We start from the raw sequence: 17998 nt of genomic DNA, 5'->3' as shown, positions 1-17998 counted from the left end.
GACAGAAAGTACGCTTCTCCACCATCACCTATCAATTCACCGTATTGATTTTTTTTAGTTTATGACTTATTCGATGCTTTAATGGATTGGTTTTGATGCATAGCGCACGCCAATGATTACAATGTGTGTCGACCTGTGCTTGCCTAATGCGATCACTTCCTACTTTGTTATAGTTGCCTTTTGTACGAATATTCATCTTGTTGCGCAAATGTTAGGCTTCTCTGCTTGGCGAGGGATGACAATCGTAAAGGGAAAGATGATGAAAAAACAAACATTTGCCATCGTGTTGACGATGATGTTGACGGGTTGCGCGAGTAATGATTTGGGTCAAGTGGTTAATGAAGGTGTGAATGGCGCAATTAATGGGGTGCTGGGCTCAGTTGGCAGTGCTCCAGTAATTAATAGCGATAAAGGGTACACCATTGAAGAAGAAGCCATTTACACCACTAACGCGACTCGAACTAAGAAAGACTATGGTTCAATCGAAATCACCAAGACGCAAAAAAATCCCAAGTCAAAAACTGAAATCTATTTGCAAAGTTGTGTTCACCCTCGTATCGGTGCAGTGGATTGTGATGGCTATCTTTATGAAGTGACATCTGAAGGCTGGCTTTTAGATGATAAAGTGCTCTTTAACTCGAGTAACTATCAAAGCCGAGTTATCGCGTCAGGGACGTATTACTTTAAATTGGAAAGTGAAAAAACAGGAACGGATTATCACGCAACGGGTGAAGCAACCATTGTTCCGTTTGTTACCAATTACATCACGATAACGGTCGAGTAATTCTCAAGTCCGTGAGTGACATTGTCGTCGTTGAATGAAACTCATACATATAATGAAGAACGGCTTAAGGGATAATCCCTTAAGCCGTTTTTTGATCTGTTTGTTGCATTATTGCTTATTGTTGGCGAAATCTTGGCGCGAACCTCGCCACCAACACCTCAGGAGTATTACAGCGCTTTTTTCACTTTATCTGCCACATTTGCAGGTACCCACTGGGTCCAAACATGTGGGTAGGATTCCAAGAACTCAAACGCTGCAATTTCTCCGTCTGCTTGGTTTTCTTCCATCCATGCCATCATGGCGCTCATGTCGGCATTGGCGTAGGCACGTTTAGAAATGTATTCATATGCCGCGGGTGATTCTTGAGCAAAAGACTCTGTGGTGATGGTATTCACTGCCGACGGCGGGTAGGCCGTTACTTTTGGGTTTTCGCAGTCTTCTTGGGTAATGCAGCTTTCATAGTGCGCCGGATCTGCCTCTACACCGAAATCGACGTTGACCATGTCATAACGACCTAATACAGGCGTTGGTGACCAGTAATAACCTAACCATGAATTCCCGCGGTCGTATGCGCGAGCGATAGAGCCAGCGAGCGCTGCACCAGAGCCGGGGTCAACCAGCTCAAAACCAGATTCTTCCATATTCAGAGCATCAAACAGATGTCCTGCAGTGACCTGGCATGTCCAGCCTGAAGGACAGGTCATGAATGCTGATTTTGTATCATCTTCTGGGTGAGGGAAGAGTTTTGCATTGGCTTTAATGCCCTCGATGGTAGCTAGTTCAGGATGCTTATCGACCATGTATTTCGGTACCCAGAAGCCTTCCTCGCCGCCTTCAGAAAAAGCTTTGCCAGCGAATCGAAGTTTGCCTTCATCTACGCCTTTTTGGAGCATGTCCTTGTGCGAGTTGCTCCAAAATTCGGGCGCAATGTCAGGTTCTCCTTTTTCCGTCATAGATACGCCTGTTGGCATGGTATCGCCGGGAACGAGTTCCGCGTTGCAATCATATCCGTTTTCAAGGATGAACTGATCAACGTGTGCCATCAGCGTCGCCGAATTCCAGTTCATATCGGCAATGGTGACATCGCCACATTCGTCGGCTTGTGCAAACGGAGACAGAGCAACAAGTAAAGCCAAAGGAGTTAACCGTACAAACATTTTTATCGCCTCAAACAAAAGAATACAGAGTTGAATCATATAGCTGACAGACTTCGTGAGTAGGGAGGGAAGTCACGACTTGATACGCTTTGACCGATAATATCTCGCAACAATCGAAGTAAGGTGATTTTGTATATCTGTGTTCAGGATAACAAAGGCGGTGCAACTGATGTTTACTCCTTGTTTATAAACGTGATCTTATTACGCTAACTGGTTGATTTTCTTGTTGAGAGAAGTGCACTTTTGCATGAGATAGCTTTGATCAGTCTCTCACAAGTTAGTATGCGTTTTGGTCAATGTTACGGGCATGTTATACGCTTATGTTTGTTTAGAGGTGTAAGGAATGCTCGAGAGATGCAACAGGATGAATATTCAAAGGATTCACCATTTCCCTTCGTAAAGTTCGATAATATCCAAAAGAGCTATGATGGTAGAACGTTGGTGGTCAAAGGGTTCGAAATGGATATCGAGCAAGGTGAATTCATCACTCTGCTTGGTCCTTCAGGATCAGGAAAGTCGACGGTACTCATGATGATGGCGGGTTTTGAACAGCCAACCCATGGTGACATCTTTCTCAACGGCAATCCGATTAAAACACTTCCGCCACACAAACGTGGCATTGGATTGGTCTTCCAAAACTACGCGCTTTTTCCTCACATGACAGTGGAAGAAAACCTCGCGTTCCCTTTGCAAGTTCGCAACATGTCTAAATCCGATGTTGAAAAGAAAGTGAAGCGAGCGCTCGATATGGTTCGTCTTTCTGAATTTGGTCATCGTCGCCCCGCACATTTGTCTGGTGGTCAGCAGCAACGCGTTGCTGTCGCGCGTGCTTTGGTGTTTGAACCCGAGTTGGTCTTGATGGATGAACCGCTTGGCGCCCTAGACAAAAATCTTCGCGAAGAGATGCAATACGAGATCAAACATATTCAAGAAGATTTGGGCGTGACCATGATTTACGTCACCCACGATCAATCTGAAGCCCTCACGATGTCTGATCGCATTGCTGTATTTAACGATGGCATTGTGCAGCAATTGGCGACACCTGAAGAGCTTTATGAGCGTCCTGCCAATGCGTTTGTTGCGCAGTTTATCGGTGAGAACAACCGCTTGAAAGGTGACGTGCTGTCGCTAGATGACAACCATTGCAAGGTTCAAGTCCCCAATGGCGACATCATTACCGCCAATCCCGTTGCTGTGAATAAGGCGGGTGACATCTCTACTTTATCTTTACGACCAGAGCGTATTGTTATCAACCCTGCGCAAGGGGCGTTACCCAACATTTTTGATGCCAAGGTAGAAGAAGTTATTTACCTCGGTGATCACCTGCGAACTCGCGTGAAGGTCTGCGATAGTGACGAGTTTATTATTAAAACGCCGAATGCCGAAGGTCACCCTGATTTGCGACGTGGTGACATGATCAGTATTGGTTGGTCGCAAGATGACTGTAGAGCGCTCGATGCTTCTTAATTGCAACAAAGGCTCGTGCGTTAGCGCTGAAACGAAAATGCTCTGCCGGAAATGAAAACGATATAAAGATCGGGAAAAGATTGAGCAAGTCAGGAACGTCGTTTTTCTTTCGCCTAATTTTAGGCTAAGAAGTGGAGTCCTTATCCTGCTCAGACATCAATATGCGAAAGAATTAAGGATGAATACAATGAAAAAACTCGCGTTACATGTTGCCATTCTGGCTGGTTTTACGGGTGTTGCTTCAACGGCAATGGCTGCTGAAGAGTCACTCAATGTTGTTTCTTGGGGTGGTGCATATACTGCAAGCCAGACTAAAGCCTATCATGAACCATGGACAGCGAAGACTGGTCAAAAAGTCGTTAACATTGATAAAGCACAAAACGGCCTGTCGGGCCTACGTGCGCAAGTTGAGTCTGGAAATGTGACATGGGATTTGGTTGATATTCTTCCATCAGATGCAATTGTTGCGTGTGATGAAGGTTTGGCTGAGCCTCTAGATCACGATGTTTTGTTGGCTGCTGCTCCTGATGGTACTGCGGCAACCAAAGATTTCCTTGCTGGATCGCTGAGTGAGTGCTTCGTCCCTTCTATTGTTTACTCCAATATTGTTGCGTTTAACTCAGAGATGTTTGCTGGCAATCAACCAAGCAAGATTCAGGATGTGTTTGACCTGAAAAACTTCCCAGGCAAGCGCTCACTTCAGAAAAAGCCAATTAACAACCTTGAGTGGGCTCTGATTGCAGATGGTGTACCAGCGTCGGATGTTTACGAGGTGCTCGGTACTGAGCAAGGTGTTCAGCGTGCATTTAAAAAGCTCGATACCATTAAAGACTCAGTTATTTGGTGGGAAGAAGGTGCACAGCCGCCACAACTATTGGCGGACAAAGAAGTTGCGTTTGCTTCTGCATACAATGGCCGTATTTTCAATGCTGCAGTGAACGAGAAACAACCGTTCGACATCATTTGGGATGGTCAGGTATTTGAGCTAGACGGTTGGGTTGTGCCAAAAGGCAAAATGGACAAAGTGAAAGATTATCTGCGCTTTGCTACTGACTCACAGCGTTTGGCTGACCAAGCAAAATACATTTCTTATGGTCCAGCGCGTAACTCTTCAGCAGCTATGGTGACAACGCACGCGGATACTGGCATTGACATGAAACCACATATGCCAACATACGGACCTAACTTCGCAACTGCTATTCCGAAAGATGATGAGTTCTGGGCGGATAACGGTGATGAGCTAGCTCAGCGTTTTAATGCGTGGTTAGCGCAATAAATTGAAGTATTGGCGGGTGATCGTTTTTCGCGATCCCTGCCTTTTGCGTTTCGTTAAGTAGGGAGAGTGTGGTGCAAGGAAGTACAGCCAACGACATTAAAACGGCAGACGGTGTATCACTACGCGTGAGCCAACAGCGCTCGATTCGTCGCAATAAAATCAAAGCTTTTATGCTTGTCGCCCCATTGTTGGCGTTTTTGCTCATCGCCTTCGTGCTCCCTATTTTTGACATGCTACAACGCAGTGTTGAAAACCCTGAAGTACATACTTATCTACCGCAAACCACGGCGGCACTTGAAAGCTGGGATGGTAACGAGTTACCGAGTGAAGAAGTGTATGCCGCGTTGGTGTCAGATTTACAAATTGGCGCTGAAGCGAGAAATATTGGTAAGGCTGCCTCTCGTTTAAACTACGAGAAATCAGGTATGCGCTCGTTGATCATGAAATCGGCGCGTAAATCAAAACGTATGACGGATGGACCATACAAAGAAGCAATGGTAAAAGTGGATAAACGCTGGGGGGATATTAGTGTTTGGAAACTGATCGAGCGCGAGTCATCGCCTTATACCTTGTCTTACTACCTTAATGCCGTCGATCTTAGGTATGACGACAACGGTGACATTGTTGCTCAACCTGAATATCTGCAAATTTATAACTCTCTGTTCTGGCGCACGCTCTACATGAGCATGTCTATCACCTTCCTTTGCTTGTTATTGGGTTACCCCATTGCGTATTTGCTGGCTAACTTGCCACCTAAAAAAGCCAATATGCTGATGATCTTGGTTCTTCTGCCATTTTGGACATCATTGCTGGTTCGAACCGCAACTTGGATTGCCATTTTGCAGCAGCAAGGCGTGCTGAATGACCTGATGGTGGGAGCAGGGGTGTTAGACGACGAAAGTCGGATCCAAATGATTTACAACCAAACAGGCACCTTGATTGCGATGACGCATATCTTACTGCCGTTTATGATTTTACCGCTTTATTCTGTGATGAAAACTATATCACCAAGCTATATGCGTGCTGCGCGTTCGATGGGCGCAACGCAAGCGATGGCATTCCGTCGAGTCTATTTCCCTCAAACATTACCAGGCATTGGCGCAGGTTCGATTTTGGTGTTTATCCTTTCAATTGGTTACTACATTACTCCTGCTCTAGTAGGGGGGCAAACCGGCACATTTATTACCAACTTCATTGCTTACCACATGCAAACGTCTTTGAATTGGGGTTTGGCTGCGGCTATCGCTTCTATTTTGCTGGTGGTCGTGATGATTTTGTATTGGCTTTATAACCGTCTAGTTGGCGTCGACAACGTGAAGTTAGGGTAGGGATAACAATGGCATTACCAGAATGTGCGACGACCGGCGAAAAAGTATGGTTTGTTGTTTTCCGCGTGATTTGTGCAGCAATATTTTTGTTTTTGATTGGTCCGTTGCTGGTTATTTTACCGCTAAGTTTTAATGCTCAGCCTTATTTTACATTCACGCAAGAGATGTTGAGTTTCGACCCCGCGGGCTATTCACTGCGCTGGTATGAAGATTTCTTTACTTCGGATGCTTGGCAATCAGCCGTTAAGAACAGCATTATTGTTGCGATTGCTTCGACCTTTCTAGCGACAGTATTAGGGACAATTGCTGCATTGGGGCTATCAAGCCGCTACATGCCTTATAAGGACTTGGTCATGGCGATTTTGATCTCGCCAATGATAGTGCCACTGATTATATCGGCAGCTGCGATGTTCTTCTTCTTTTCCCGTTTCCAACTTACTCACACGTATGTGGGTGTTGTATTGGCTCATACTGCATTAGGGATCCCTTTTGTGGTAATCACAGTGACCGCAACACTAAGCGGGTTTGATCACTCGTTAACTCGCGCAGCAGCAAGCTTAGGTGCAAATCCAGTGACAACTTTCTTTAAAGTGGTCTTGCCATTGGTGACACCTGGGGTGATTTCGGGTGCCTTGTTCGCATTTATCACATCGTTTGATGAGGTCGTCGTGGTGTTGTTTATTGCGGGTCCGGAGCAAAGTACTTTACCGATCCAGATGTGGTCGGGAATACGTGAGGAAATTAGTCCAACGATTCTCGCGGCGGCAACCTTGTTGGTGGTGCTTTCGATTGCTTTGCTGACGACGCTAGAGTTTTTGCGCCGACGCAGTGCGCGATTGCGAGGTATTGAAGAATAAGCGACAGATTCTAGTCGTGTTAGTGAGTTGTTTTCGGACAGGTCTCGCAGAGATAAAAAGCACGATGATGCCATCGTGCTTTTTTAGTGCTGATCTGCCAGCGATCCATTCCCCCAAATGAGATAGCTGGCAGACCAGACAATCTATTCAGCCAGCGATTGCCAGCTAGGGACGGACTTACGTTTTGCGCTAATTCTGTACCAAATCGACATCAATAGACCAAAGAACATCCCTGTGATCAGTGATGCATTAACGGCGTAACTTAGAGAAACCCCCAGTGTTTGCCATTGCATAAACCACATGATGACGCCCCATAGCGTGCCAAACCACAAAGTGCCTGCAAGAATGTTCGCGCCAAAATGCGCGAATTGAGGTGGTGGTAGTTTGATACCCACCTTGCGTGCAAGACGGTAGATGATGGGATTGATGGCTGCGCCAGAAAATCCTTTCTTTAGAAGTACTTGGTGTGCACGATCTAAGTGTTGTTCGAAATCCATGGTTCTTCACTGTCTACAACTCAATGTTCGGAACTATACCTAAACCATTTGCATATTGAAGCGAAGTCCTCTTATTTGGTGACTCTGCTCTCGTCGAGCTGGTTTTTTCACCGCATTTTCTCGATGTTATACGCTGAGAGAGTATTGACGTGTGACGTGTCGAATTTCAAATGATGTAGCTCAGATATCAAGCGGTTGAACTTGCTTGACTAAAACGTGTTCGATAGTGTGCGTGTTTGTTAAATCGAGAAAAGAGACAGCATTGATGAAAGTGGACTATAAAAAACGGTTGCGCCCTGTTATTCGTTATTTGGAAAAACACTTCAATGATCCGTTGAATCTCACTGAGGTGGCTGCCCTTGCAAACTTGTCCCCGTATCACTTTCATCGCACATTCAAAGCCGTACAGAAAGAAACACTGGCTGACTATATTCGGCGCTTAAGGCTGGAATCCGCTGCGGATGATCTCTTTAAGAACAAACAACCCGTGATGAATGTGGCTTTGGACTATGGGTTTTCATCCTCTCAAAGCCTAGCAAAAGCCTTTAATCAACATTTTGGGGTTTCGCCTAGTGCGTTTAGAGATTGCCCCAACTTAGCAGCATTTTCAGAGTTATCTCGAAGCAGCAAGATTGGACACGCTTTGCGCAAGATTGGAAACGCTGGCGATGATAGCTATCCATATACTGGCTCCACTAACACAAAACAACGGAGTGAATATATGGAAACGCAAACTTTTGAACCCGCAACCTTGGCTTTTGTTCGTGTCACAGGTCCTTATGGGGAAGGATATGACGAGGCTGCGGGCCGTCTTTATCAATGGGCTGGGCCGAAAGGGCTGGCAGGTTGTACTAGCATCTTTATCTACCATGATAATCCTGAAATCACCCCAGCAGAGAAGTGTCGAACAGATATCTGTTTAATGGTGCCAGCGGATACGGACGTGATGCCCGGGATTGAGCTTCAAGATTTTCCAGGAGGCAACTACGGTGTGATGCGAAAGACAATGACGGATTTCAATCAATACGCTTCTGCGTGGGATGACATTATGGCAGACGTTATTGAATCAGGGTTTGAAAATGATAATCGCCCTTGTTTTGAGCTCTACCATAGCTTTGATCCACAAACACAACATGCTGATGTCAGCTTTTGTACGGCGATAAAAGTGTAGGATCCCACCACATATTTCGCTATGTCTCTACTCGCCCGCTGTATTGCGGGCGATTCTTTAGGTTTGCAATCTGACTTATTGAACTGTATCCCTACACAACCTGATCTCACCGTTCTTCTACGAAAAGTAAACCAATTGCCTCTCTATGCTCGTACTGATTCACGAGTTTTAAGGGTAAGTTTGGTATAGATGGCAGAGATTAACGAAACAACAAGATTCAATGCTGATCAGATCAACAACTTGATTGTTGGTGTGGCAGCACAAGTGGGTAAGCATGATGCGGGTGTACATCGGCATCGTAAGCACCAACTCTTGTTCGCGTCTTCTGGGTGTATGAGCATAAGGCTTGATGGCTTTTGGTGTGTATTACCTCCATCTAGAGCGGCGTGGATCCCTTCGGGTACTGAACATTCTGCGGTGATGAGAAATGTCGTTGCGTATCGCTCCTTATACGTCGATCGCAGTGTTTCATCTAGCCTTCCTCAAGAGATAAGAATATTTGCGGTAAATGGCCTTCTTCGTGAGTTGATTGAGCGTATGGCTTATTGGGAGTGGGATAAATCGATAGAAGAGCAGCAGACGATTTTGTCATTGTTTTGCGAAGAGCTTAATACTGCAGAGCCGGAGTATTTTTCGTTGAAGCTTCCGACAGATCGTCGTTTGTCGGATTGGCTAACTGACGTCATGGAAGGAAAGCGATTGCCTGAGCACTTAATTGATATGGCGACTCACATTGGCGCTAGTGCAAAAACGATCAGTCGAATCTTCACAAGAGAAACGGGGATGCCTTACCAATCTTGGCGTCAACAGTGGCGTTTGCAAGCGGCAATTGAAAGGCTCTCTGAAGGTACGAGAGTGTGTGAGGTGGCAGACTCGCTCTCTTTTTCCAGTGACAGCGCGTTCATTAGCTTCTTCCGAAAAATGACGGGCGATACGCCTAGACGCTACATTTAGTCACTTTGATCTCACCCGCGTGGTTGAAATTTACACCGTAAATTCATTGAAATGATATTCATTCTCATCTAATGTAAATATATATTAGAGGGGAGAAAGCAAATGCGGCCAACAAAAGATGCCAGCCGGCGCATTGGTGTAGACAGCAATGTGCAAAGAAGAGAAACAGACAGCGAATTACCTCCAAAGGTGCAGATAGAAATTGGCGTTGATGAGTTGGAGAGACTTTTTGTTGCGGGGGTGCTGTGTGCTTCTAAATTTAGCTGTTTGAATGTTGAGTCAAAACGCGCTGTGCAATCCCTTTGTTTGAATACGTGTATGCACAGGGTCTGTGAGGAAGAGACGAGGAAAATCGGTATGTCTGCATTAAAAAATTCCCTCGTGAAAAGCGTCATATATTAATTTATTATCACTACTTGAAATATGAAATCCCCGTCCCAATGCACGGATGTTAATAATATGTTTACTCAATAGATTCCTCGAATTTCCATTGCGTTAATGTTTTTGTTATTCATAGGGTTAGGGTTTTAGGTAAATTAATTTCGTTGAAGGTCTTGAAAGATACATTGTATGACTCCAAATATATCGGTGAGGAAGTTGTGGCGATTTTCGTGCGACTTTTGATAACCCAAGTATTAAATAAATAATATCGCTTCATTGGAGGATATATGATGAAAACTATCGATTTGACACCGCTATACCGTAACACAGTTGGTTTTGACCGCTTCGCGTCATTGTTGGATAACGCCTTCCGCGCAGAAAGTGCTGCGGGTGGTTACCCTCCGTACAATATTGAATCGCTTGAAGAGAATAACTACGCGATAACCCTTGCTGTGGCGGGGTTTACACAAGAAGAGCTTAACATTAATGTTGAGCGAGGAGTGTTGTCAATCCGTGGTGAAAAGCACAAAGTGGAAGGCAAAAACTTCCTCTATCAAGGTATTGCTAACCGCACCTTCGAGCGTAAATTCAACCTTGCTGACTTTGTAGAAGTCACAGGCGCGGATTTGGAGAATGGTTTGTTGACCATTAGTCTCCTGAAAGTTATTCCAGAAGCAATGAAAGCAAAAACAGTATCTATCAATACAAATAAAAAGCCTATTTTTGATGTTGAAAAAGAAATGACTGTATAACAGTATTTATTAAAATAAATATAATAGCGCCATTCATATTGGCGCTATTAATTAAATCCGATTTACCATGGGTGTTCTGTCCCTTCCCATGTGAAAAACTTTCCTGTATCTGCAATTGTTATATTTCTTGCTAGTTTCAGAATTCCTCGTGCGCTTTCTTGCACTGATATATCAGCGTTGTCTCCACCCATGTCGGTTTTCACCCAACCAGGATGCACAGGACAAACGGTAATGTTTTGTTCTTTGAGTTCTAACGCGAGCACCTGCATTACCTTGTTAACCGCAGCCTTAGAACTTCTGTACGCGATCATGCCTTTCGCTTCACGCTCGAGTGAACCCATCTGGCTTGATATGGTAATGACTCGTGGTGAATCACTCATGGCCAGATTGGGAAGTAATGCATTGGTTACCATCAGCGGGGCAACCGTGTTGATTTCGAACGTTTCAAGCCAGCCTTTTACATCCATATTGTGGTAGGACTGATCCTGCGGTCCAATGATACCTGCATTATTGATGATAATATCGATAGAGATGCCTTCCAGTAGCGCAGTCAAGGCATCAATGCTGTTTTGGTCTGTCACTTCTAGCGGTCTGAGAGAGAGTCGATTAGTGGACAGCAAGTCAGTCAAAGAGGCGGGTGGTGTGTTACCACGATAGGTGGCAAAAACTTGGCTACCACTTTCTAAGAATTGCTTCACCAGTTCTAGGCCAATACCCCTTGCGGCACCCGTAATTAAAACTGTATTCATATCAATCCCCTCCGTTTGCCTGCAGTTTTAGGCAGGTTATATGTCATTGAGAAATCGGGAAAATTTCACTGTATGTTCTATGTTTTTGGTCGCAAATTGTTCTGAATAGAAAAATAGTCATGATTGTTCAGTATATTACGCTTCGCAAATAAAGTTACCCACAGAAACGGTGGATAACCCTTTGGGTAACATTTAATTAATACAGATGTCATTTATGATTCGATGTTATAGCTGAGGGAAATTAGACGGTTAAGGCAAGGAGTTTAAACAGTGAAGACTTTATTCATTGGCCGAAAAAGAGCGGTGTTATCACGGGTTTTTCTATGCATGTTCCTTCCTATTGCGATATCGAAACCGTCTAGTTTTGTTAGCATCGAATGTGAGTGAGCTAGAAGTTTTCAATGGCTGGTCAATTTTTAAACAGCTCGGATTAAATAAGTGAGTCTCAATGGAATCTCAATAAAAAAAGCCATGATAACAATACCCAAGAAACCTGAAATTGAGCATCTTCAGGCCACTTGGGTATATCTAGGCGGTAGGCGCGGCGACAACTACGTGGACGTAGATCGAATGCTGTGTCGAACGTCGTTAAACGGCGATTTGGGCATCACTTGTGACCAAGGCGGCTCCATGAACGCCAGTTGGTACGTCGCTATGTTTGAGCCCCAAACGCTCTTCACGCGGAGGAATGCCGAAGTAGTCCCGATAACATTTGCTAAAGTGAGGTGTTGAGACAAACCCACAAGCAATCGAGATTTCGATGATCGATAAGTTGGTTTGATTGAGCAGTTGACGCGCGCGGCTTAATCGCAGATGCAGATAATAGCGGGAAGGGGAGCACTGAATGTGGCGCTGAAAGAGGCGCTCCAATTGTCGTCGAGATAACTCTACTAATGCAGCCAGTTCATCAATGCAAAAGGGCTCCTCAAGGTTTGCTTCCATGAGTGACACGGTTTCCAGAAGCTTAGGTTGAGCCGTGCCAATGAGGTTGCGAAGTGGCACCTTCTGAACATCTTCACTGTTTCTGACGCGTTCGCACATAAACATTTCTGAGATGGCGGCGCTGAGTTTGTTGCCATGCTCTTTAGCTACCATGGTTAGCATCATGTCCATAGGGGCAGTACCACCAGCACTGGACATTCTTTTCTCACCCAGGGAAAACAGTTTGTTGCTTACTCTGACTGAGGGGAACGCTTCTTGGAAACCTGCTAAATTTTCCCAGTGTATAGAGCAGACTTTATCTTGCATCAAACCTGCTTTAGCTAACACATAACTGCCGGTGCAAATCGCTCCCAGTGTCTTATGTTTTCTATCTTGCATGGCTAACCAGCTTAGGAGTTGTCTCGGATAATTCTGTTCGATATCTACACCACCGCACACAATGACGATGTCCATATCGCGTGGGGATGAAATAGAGTGATCAACATTGATGCTGAGCGAGTCACTGGCGGAGACGGGTTCTCCATTTTCGCTTAACGTAAACCATTCATATAGATTCTCGCCAGAGAGTCGGTTTGCCATTCTAAGCACTTCAATAGCCGAAGCCATCGCCAGCATGGTAAACCCATTGCAAAGATAGAAGCCGATTTTTTTAGTCTGTGGTAGTGCGGATACTGAGCCCATAGTTGGATCCCTCCCAAATGGGGTAACAACGATAACCGTTTTCACTCGAATTAATTACAGTTCATAGAGGTTTCAGCAGCACGAAACAGCGCCCTCTCTCCCTTGCGTAGATGAGGTCCATGTAAAAGTAAAATAGGAAAGTAAAGAAATGTTCAATTGAGGATGTGATTCTCTAAAATACGACGATTTGTGGCACAAGATATCGGTTAAGAAGTACGTTGGGGCAAATAGGGTGAAAGCAATGTGTTTAGACGTGTAATGATTTTTCTGCTGTGTAGGCGACAATGAGTTGCATATTTGCGCCTAGCAATTAGCGCCTTGTAACGCGTTGATGTTGACTTGTTTCAAGGCGCTTTCGTATCACGGGGTCTGTCGATCTTTAGTGGTTAAATTTTGCTCTAGTTAAAAGCATTTTAGGCGAGGCGAGGTGTGTGCCGCCTAGCATTCTAAGCAAATACGCTCAACAAAGCATAAAGCGCTTTTAGCAAGGGACGCGAAGTTGAACCCTTTGGGCGGCGTGTTATCGACTTCTTATATAGGCCAGCTACACATCGGAGCCTCTGCCTTGTATAAAGCCGCCACAAACTGCTGCAAAAATCATCACCAAAGGTTAACCGACCCTAGGACTTACTGAAACAGACTGCTACGTTTGCGGCGAGTTTGGCATTGTTCAGCACTAAGGCGATATTGGCCTTTAAACTATCGCCTTTTGTTTTTTCAGCCACTTTCGCAAGTAAAAATGGTGTTGAGTCTTTGCCTTTAATGCCTTTCTGTTCCATTTCCTTGATAGCTTCGGCAATGACACTGTCCATGAGTTTAGAAGGCATGGCATGCTCTGTTGGGATTGGGTTGGCGATGACTGCGCCACCGCACAGAGACATCTCCCATTTGGCTTTCAAGGCCGATGCAATTTGTTCCGGCGAATCGAGACAATAATCGACGCCGAACTCACTCTCTCGCGTGTAAAACGCTGGAAGAGTACCGGTTTGGTAGCCGATGACGGGTACACCTTTGGTTTCAAGATATTCCAGCGTTAGCCCCAAATCTAGAATCGATTTGATGCCGGCGCATACGACAGCCACATTGGTTTGTGCCAGTTCTTCTAAATCTGCGGAAATATCGAAGCTGGTCTCCGCGCCACGATGTACGCCGCCAATACCGCCCGTTGCAAAGACTCTGATACCCGCCATGTCTGCCAAAATCATCGTGGATGCGACGGTTGTGGCGCCGTCTTGCTTGTTTGCCACAACAAACGGAATGTCTCGGCGACTGGTTTTGATGGCATCGAGGCCACGCTGACCAAGATAAGTAATTTCGTCTTCGGAAAGTCCGATCTTTAGTCGCCCCTTCAATATCGCGATAGTGGCTGGCACGGCTCCGTTGTCGCGAACCGCTTGTTCAACACGCAACGCGGTTTGCACGTTTTCTGGGTAAGGCATGCCATGGGAAATAATGGTGGACTCGAGTGCGACCACGGGTTTTCCCGAATCTATCGCGGCTTTAACGTCTGGGTGAATATCAATATAAGGATTTAGCATTTTTCGCCTTCCATGCGTTGTTGTACCAAAAGTTCGGTGATATCAGGGTTAATCGTGTTGATGTGTTCCATGGCGAGTCCTGAGCAATTTATCGCAAAATCACCGGCGGTATCTTCATGCATCCCGTTTACTTGGGCATGGGCAAGACCCGCTAAGAAAGCATCTCCTGCGCCATTTGCATTGATGATCGTGGTGCTCGGCGCTTGAATCAGCCGTTCGTGGCGTAGAGTACGGAATAGAATGCCATCAGCGCCCATACTGAGAAAAAGTCTTTTCACGCCTTGAGCAATAAACCAGTCGGCCACTTTATTGATATCGGATTTGGATTCTATGGGCAGGCCAGAAATCATTTGTGCTTCGATCAAGTTTGGTTTCAGCGTGTGAATATGGGCTAGGTAAGGACGTGCTTTCATCGCTTTGGTTGCAGATACGGTATCAAGATAGATAGCTTGATCGCCAAAATTGCTGAAGATATATGCCAAGACGCTTTCACTGAGGTTTGTGTCCACAATGATGGATTCGGCATGGCGGATCATCTCTGCATGTCGGCCAATAATGGATACGTCTAATTTATCAAGGATCGACATATCCGAAACGGCAGCAAGCATGTCACCGTCATGGTCAAGCAAAGATAAATAGGTCGACGTGGTTTGCCCTTCGAGGATATTTACCGTGCGTGTATCGACACCTGCACGTCGTGTCTCACTCAACACAAGATTGCCATAGGTGTCATCGCCAACCACGGAAATCAATTTGACGTCAGTGCCTAGCCGCGCCAAGTTCTCGGCTATGTTTCTCCCTACACCTCCTGGTGAATGGGAAACTCGCCCAGGATTAGAGTCTCGAGGTATCAGTTCAGACTGAGGCTGACCGACCACATCAATGTTTGTCCCACCGATGACCACGACATATCGCTTCTGGTCGACAATGTAGCCTTTACCACGGATCAAGCCTTTTTTCGTCATGTTCATGATGTGTACGGCAACCGAAGATCGACTGATATTCAACAAGGTAGCGATTTGCTGCTGCTGAATGAAGGGATCATCTTTGATCAATTGCAGTATCTGGTCTTCGCGGTTTGTCATTTAAACCTCACCTAACATCTGCTTATAAAGTAAACAAAAGTTAGTTTTTATCTTGCTGCGTAAACTGTCAATTGTTATTGAGTAATAATTAGCCAAACTGTGACTGGTTAGATGAAAAAGTGCTGATTTATTAGTCAATTGATGTAGGGGGAGGTGATGTGAATGGGGCGGAAAATGGCCAGAAATGGTCTCATTTCGTGAACAGGAGGTAGGTGAAATGCCACTACACTAAGGAGGACGAGTTTGTTTAGCAAGGAAGGCAAATGGAATACTCTGCGTCGCATTCACCATCCAGTGGTGCGTTATCAAGTTCACTGACTGAACAGGAACACGCCGCTGTTAACGAGGCTATCAATGCGCTTAAGTCAAAGGCTGGAGCGTTATTGCCCGTTCTTCATCACATACAAGGGACGTTGAAATACGTGCCTCCTTCGGCTGTGCCAGTGATAGCAAAAGGACTAAATCTGTCGGATGCTGATGTGCACGGTGTGATTAGTTTCTATCATGAGTTTCGACATTCCCCGCCGGGTGCAAATGTTATTCAGATATGTCGTGCCGAGTCCTGTCAGTCGATGGGTTCAAGATCGCTTGAACAACACGCGTGCTCAAGATTAGGTATCGACTATCACCAAACCACAACGGATAACAATTTCACATTAGAGCCAGTGTATTGCTTAGGCAACTGCATGAATTCTCCATCAGTGAGAGTGAATGACCAAATCTATGGCGAGATGACGGACGAGGAGTTTGATCTCTTGCTCAATGGTCTTCTGACACAGGTTATTGAGGTGCAGTTACCATGAGTTATCGCATTTATATTCCGCTGGATACATCATCGGTTTCCCGAGGAGCCGATTTAGTTGCTGATCATATCTTGCATAGTGCCGCCAATTTGGGTGAAGACATTGCGGTTACTCGTACCGGATCTCGTGGTTTGTTTTGGCTTGAGCCAATGGTAGAAGTGGAATCCGCGCAAGGTCGTGTCGCGTTTGGCCCCGTCACGCCAGATGACGTTGATGCCTTGCTGGCACTTCGCTTTTTTGACCCAGATGACAAGGGCAGCGCTGGGTTAAACCACGCATTGTGCCTTGGGCTCACCGAAGACATTTCTTACCTGAAAAAACAACAACGGCTAACGTTTGCGCGTGTTGGCATTATCGACCCGCTAGATATTGATGATTACAAACAGCACGGCGGTTTTGTCGGGCTTGATAAAGCCCTCGCGCTCACCTCGCAAGGTATTTTGGATGAAATAAAAACCTCCGGTCTACGTGGGCGAGGCGGTGCGGCGTTTCCTACAGGGATTAAATGGCAAACGGTAGCGGATCAAAATGATCGTCAGAAGTATGTCATTTGCAATGCTGATGAAGGGGATTCGGGGACATTTGCCGACCGTATGTTGATGGAAGGTGACCCGTTTACCTTGATTGAAGGCATGATCATTTGTGCACTCGCTGTTGGAGCCAACCATGGCTATGTGTACACGCGATCTGAATACCCTAAGGCCTGCGACATTTTCCAACAAGCTATTGATATCGCGAGGGACAAAGGCTATCTGGGCGACAATATCTTGGGTTCCCATTGTTCGTTTGATCTCGAATTGCGGGTCGGTGCTGGCGCGTATATTTGTGGTGAAGAAACGTCACTAATGGAGAGCTTGGAAGGCAAGCGAGGATTGGTAAGAAACAAACCGCCGCTACCCGCCATTGAAGGGCTGTTTGGTAAACCGACTGTGATTAACAATGTCATTTCTCTGGCGTCGGTTCCTACAATAATGGCACAAGGCGCTGAATATTATCAAAATTTCGGACAAGGTCGCTCGCTCGGCACTATACCCGTTCAACTGGCAGGTAACCTTAAACAAGCCGGTTTGTTCGAACTGGCGTTTGGGGTTTCTATTCACGAATTGTTGTACGAATTTGGTGGTGGCAGCAAAACGGGAAGGCCATTAAAAGCCGCTCAGCTAGGTGGACCGCTGGGGGCATATTTGCCCGTGTCCGAGTGGCATACCGACATGGATTACGAAGCACTCTCCACCAAGGGAGCCATGTTGGGTCATGGTGGTATTGTGGCGTTTGATGACACGGTAGATATGAGTCAGATGGCGCGATTTGCCATGGAATTTTGCAGCATTGAATCTTGCGGGAAATGCACACCTTGCCGAATTGGTGCGGTGCGCGGCGTTGAAGTAATAGATCAACTGATGGCAGAGACGGGCGAAGCCAAGGCGGAGCGTGAGGTTTTATTGCGCGAACTGTGCGAAACCATGGAGCTAGGATCCATGTGCGCCATGGGAGGCATGACGCCCTATCCCGTCAAAAGTGCCCTGAAGTATTTTCCTCTTGATTTTGGACTGGCTGAACAGCCAGACCAATAGGA

17 protein-coding genes are annotated in these 17998 nt (G+C 45.8%); 11 read left to right on the top strand and 6 right to left on the bottom strand.

What is annotated here, in order from left to right; genetic code table 11:
* Positions 1 to 259: 259 nt before the first annotated feature.
* Positions 260 to 784: a hypothetical protein gene (locus LRP50_RS11510; RefSeq protein WP_274164609.1), complete on the top strand. Its 525-nt coding sequence runs from the start codon at positions 260 to 262 to the stop codon at positions 782 to 784.
* Between the two features lie 167 nt (positions 785 to 951).
* On the opposite strand, the gene LRP50_RS11505 is transcribed toward LRP50_RS11510, so the two are convergent.
* Entirely contained in the window at positions 952 to 1941 is a 990-nt protein-coding gene (locus tag LRP50_RS11505) for an ABC transporter substrate-binding protein (RefSeq protein ID WP_274164608.1), read from the bottom strand.
* Between the two features lie 354 nt (positions 1942 to 2295).
* On the opposite strand from LRP50_RS11505, the gene LRP50_RS11500 reads away from it, so the two are divergent.
* From LRP50_RS11500 to LRP50_RS11485, 4 genes are all read left to right on the top strand, one after another.
* Positions 2296 to 3408 carry an ABC transporter ATP-binding protein gene (locus LRP50_RS11500; RefSeq protein WP_274164607.1) on the top strand — a complete coding sequence of 371 codons (1113 nt, stop codon included), beginning with the start codon at positions 2296 to 2298 and terminating at the stop codon, positions 3406 to 3408.
* Between the two features lie 187 nt (positions 3409 to 3595).
* Positions 3596 to 4684 (top strand): extracellular solute-binding protein, encoded by a 1089-nt coding sequence (locus tag LRP50_RS11495; protein ID WP_274164606.1) that lies wholly within the window; start codon positions 3596 to 3598, stop codon positions 4682 to 4684.
* A 71-nt stretch (positions 4685 to 4755) separates the two neighbouring features.
* Complete coding sequence (locus tag LRP50_RS11490; protein WP_274164605.1) at positions 4756 to 6012, top strand: ABC transporter permease; 1257 nt, start codon at positions 4756 to 4758, stop codon at positions 6010 to 6012.
* Positions 6013 to 6020: 8 nt separating this feature from the next.
* Positions 6021 to 6869, top strand: a complete 849-nt coding sequence (locus LRP50_RS11485) for an ABC transporter permease (RefSeq protein ID WP_274164604.1) — start codon at positions 6021 to 6023, stop codon at positions 6867 to 6869.
* A gap of 143 nt (positions 6870 to 7012) precedes the next feature.
* Here the strand turns inward: LRP50_RS11485 and LRP50_RS11480 are convergent, their stop codons facing one another.
* Positions 7013 to 7366, bottom strand: coding sequence for a DUF6404 family protein (locus LRP50_RS11480; RefSeq protein WP_274164603.1), 354 nt, complete (start codon positions 7364 to 7366; stop codon positions 7013 to 7015).
* A gap of 265 nt (positions 7367 to 7631) precedes the next feature.
* On the opposite strand from LRP50_RS11480, the gene LRP50_RS11475 reads away from it, so the two are divergent.
* The 4 genes from LRP50_RS11475 (at position 7632) to LRP50_RS11460 (ending at position 10624) form a co-directional block, all read left to right on the top strand.
* Complete coding sequence (locus tag LRP50_RS11475) at positions 7632 to 8537, top strand: AraC family transcriptional regulator (RefSeq protein WP_274164602.1); 906 nt, start codon at positions 7632 to 7634, stop codon at positions 8535 to 8537.
* 189 nt (positions 8538 to 8726) lie between these two features.
* Positions 8727 to 9491, top strand: coding sequence for an AraC family transcriptional regulator (locus LRP50_RS11470; RefSeq protein WP_274164601.1), 765 nt, complete (start codon positions 8727 to 8729; stop codon positions 9489 to 9491).
* Between the two features lie 102 nt (positions 9492 to 9593).
* On the top strand, positions 9594 to 9893 hold the full coding sequence (locus LRP50_RS11465; protein ID WP_274164600.1) for a hypothetical protein: 300 nt from the start codon (positions 9594 to 9596) through the stop codon (positions 9891 to 9893).
* A gap of 269 nt (positions 9894 to 10162) precedes the next feature.
* Positions 10163 to 10624 (top strand): Hsp20 family protein, encoded by a 462-nt coding sequence (locus LRP50_RS11460; RefSeq protein WP_274164652.1) that lies wholly within the window; start codon positions 10163 to 10165, stop codon positions 10622 to 10624.
* A gap of 62 nt (positions 10625 to 10686) precedes the next feature.
* Here the strand turns inward: LRP50_RS11460 and LRP50_RS11455 are convergent, their stop codons facing one another.
* The 4 genes from LRP50_RS11455 to LRP50_RS11440 form a co-directional block, all read right to left on the bottom strand.
* Positions 10687 to 11373 (bottom strand): SDR family oxidoreductase, encoded by a 687-nt coding sequence (locus LRP50_RS11455; RefSeq protein WP_274164599.1) that lies wholly within the window; start codon positions 11371 to 11373, stop codon positions 10687 to 10689.
* Between the two features lie 588 nt (positions 11374 to 11961).
* Positions 11962 to 12996 (bottom strand): choline metabolism transcriptional regulator GbdR, encoded by a 1035-nt coding sequence (gene gbdR, locus LRP50_RS11450; protein ID WP_274164598.1) that lies wholly within the window; start codon positions 12994 to 12996, stop codon positions 11962 to 11964.
* A gap of 620 nt (positions 12997 to 13616) precedes the next feature.
* Positions 13617 to 14534, bottom strand: coding sequence for a pseudouridine-5'-phosphate glycosidase (locus tag LRP50_RS11445; RefSeq protein WP_274164597.1), 918 nt, complete (start codon positions 14532 to 14534; stop codon positions 13617 to 13619).
* Positions 14528 to 15619: a PfkB family carbohydrate kinase gene (locus LRP50_RS11440; RefSeq protein WP_274164596.1), complete on the bottom strand. Its 1092-nt coding sequence runs from the start codon at positions 15617 to 15619 to the stop codon at positions 14528 to 14530. The genes LRP50_RS11445 and LRP50_RS11440 overlap by 7 nt, the downstream gene beginning before the upstream one ends.
* A 263-nt stretch (positions 15620 to 15882) precedes the next feature.
* Between LRP50_RS11440 and LRP50_RS11435 the strand changes: the two genes are divergently transcribed.
* Together LRP50_RS11435 and LRP50_RS11430 are read left to right on the top strand one after the other, a co-directional pair.
* Positions 15883 to 16422: a formate dehydrogenase subunit gamma gene (locus LRP50_RS11435; protein ID WP_274164595.1), complete on the top strand. Its 540-nt coding sequence runs from the start codon at positions 15883 to 15885 to the stop codon at positions 16420 to 16422.
* Positions 16419 to 17996 carry a formate dehydrogenase beta subunit gene (locus LRP50_RS11430; RefSeq protein ID WP_274164594.1) on the top strand — a complete coding sequence of 526 codons (1578 nt, stop codon included), beginning with the start codon at positions 16419 to 16421 and terminating at the stop codon, positions 17994 to 17996. Before LRP50_RS11435 ends, LRP50_RS11430 begins: the two co-directional genes overlap by 4 nt.
* Positions 17997 to 17998: the final 2 nt, after the last annotated feature.

Source organism: Enterovibrio gelatinilyticus (assembly GCF_028683095.1).
Classification (GTDB): Bacteria; Pseudomonadota; Gammaproteobacteria; order Enterobacterales; family Vibrionaceae; genus Enterovibrio; species Enterovibrio gelatinilyticus.
The sequence above is the reverse complement of the archived record's forward strand: the minus strand, read 5'-3'. Positions and strand labels throughout refer to the sequence as shown.

Bases quoted from the DNA above. Each gene is read 5' to 3' on its own strand.
- LRP50_RS11475 (WP_274164602.1), top strand. From the start codon at position 7,632: ATGAAAGTGGACTATAAAAAACGGTTGCGCCCTGTTATTCGTTATTTG.
- gbdR (WP_274164598.1), bottom strand. From the start codon at position 12,996: ATGGGCTCAGTATCCGCACTACCACAGACTAAAAAAATCGGCTTCTAT.
- LRP50_RS11460 (WP_274164652.1), top strand. From the start codon at position 10,163: ATGAAAACTATCGATTTGACACCGCTATACCGTAACACAGTTGGTTTT.
- LRP50_RS11510 (WP_274164609.1), top strand. From the start codon at position 260: ATGAAAAAACAAACATTTGCCATCGTGTTGACGATGATGTTGACGGGT.
- LRP50_RS11430 (WP_274164594.1), top strand. From the start codon at position 16,419: ATGAGTTATCGCATTTATATTCCGCTGGATACATCATCGGTTTCCCGA.
- LRP50_RS11505 (WP_274164608.1), bottom strand. From the start codon at position 1,941: ATGTTTGTACGGTTAACTCCTTTGGCTTTACTTGTTGCTCTGTCTCCG.
- LRP50_RS11435 (WP_274164595.1), top strand. From the start codon at position 15,883: ATGGAATACTCTGCGTCGCATTCACCATCCAGTGGTGCGTTATCAAGT.
- LRP50_RS11445 (WP_274164597.1), bottom strand. From the start codon at position 14,534: ATGCTAAATCCTTATATTGATATTCACCCAGACGTTAAAGCCGCGATA.
- LRP50_RS11465 (WP_274164600.1), top strand. From the start codon at position 9,594: ATGCGGCCAACAAAAGATGCCAGCCGGCGCATTGGTGTAGACAGCAAT.
- LRP50_RS11440 (WP_274164596.1), bottom strand. From the start codon at position 15,619: ATGACAAACCGCGAAGACCAGATACTGCAATTGATCAAAGATGATCCC.
- LRP50_RS11485 (WP_274164604.1), top strand. From the start codon at position 6,021: ATGGCATTACCAGAATGTGCGACGACCGGCGAAAAAGTATGGTTTGTT.
- LRP50_RS11470 (WP_274164601.1), top strand. From the start codon at position 8,727: ATGGCAGAGATTAACGAAACAACAAGATTCAATGCTGATCAGATCAAC.
- LRP50_RS11480 (WP_274164603.1), bottom strand. From the start codon at position 7,366: ATGGATTTCGAACAACACTTAGATCGTGCACACCAAGTACTTCTAAAG.
- LRP50_RS11500 (WP_274164607.1), top strand. From the start codon at position 2,296: ATGCAACAGGATGAATATTCAAAGGATTCACCATTTCCCTTCGTAAAG.
- LRP50_RS11455 (WP_274164599.1), bottom strand. From the start codon at position 11,373: ATGAATACAGTTTTAATTACGGGTGCCGCAAGGGGTATTGGCCTAGAA.
- LRP50_RS11495 (WP_274164606.1), top strand. From the start codon at position 3,596: ATGAAAAAACTCGCGTTACATGTTGCCATTCTGGCTGGTTTTACGGGT.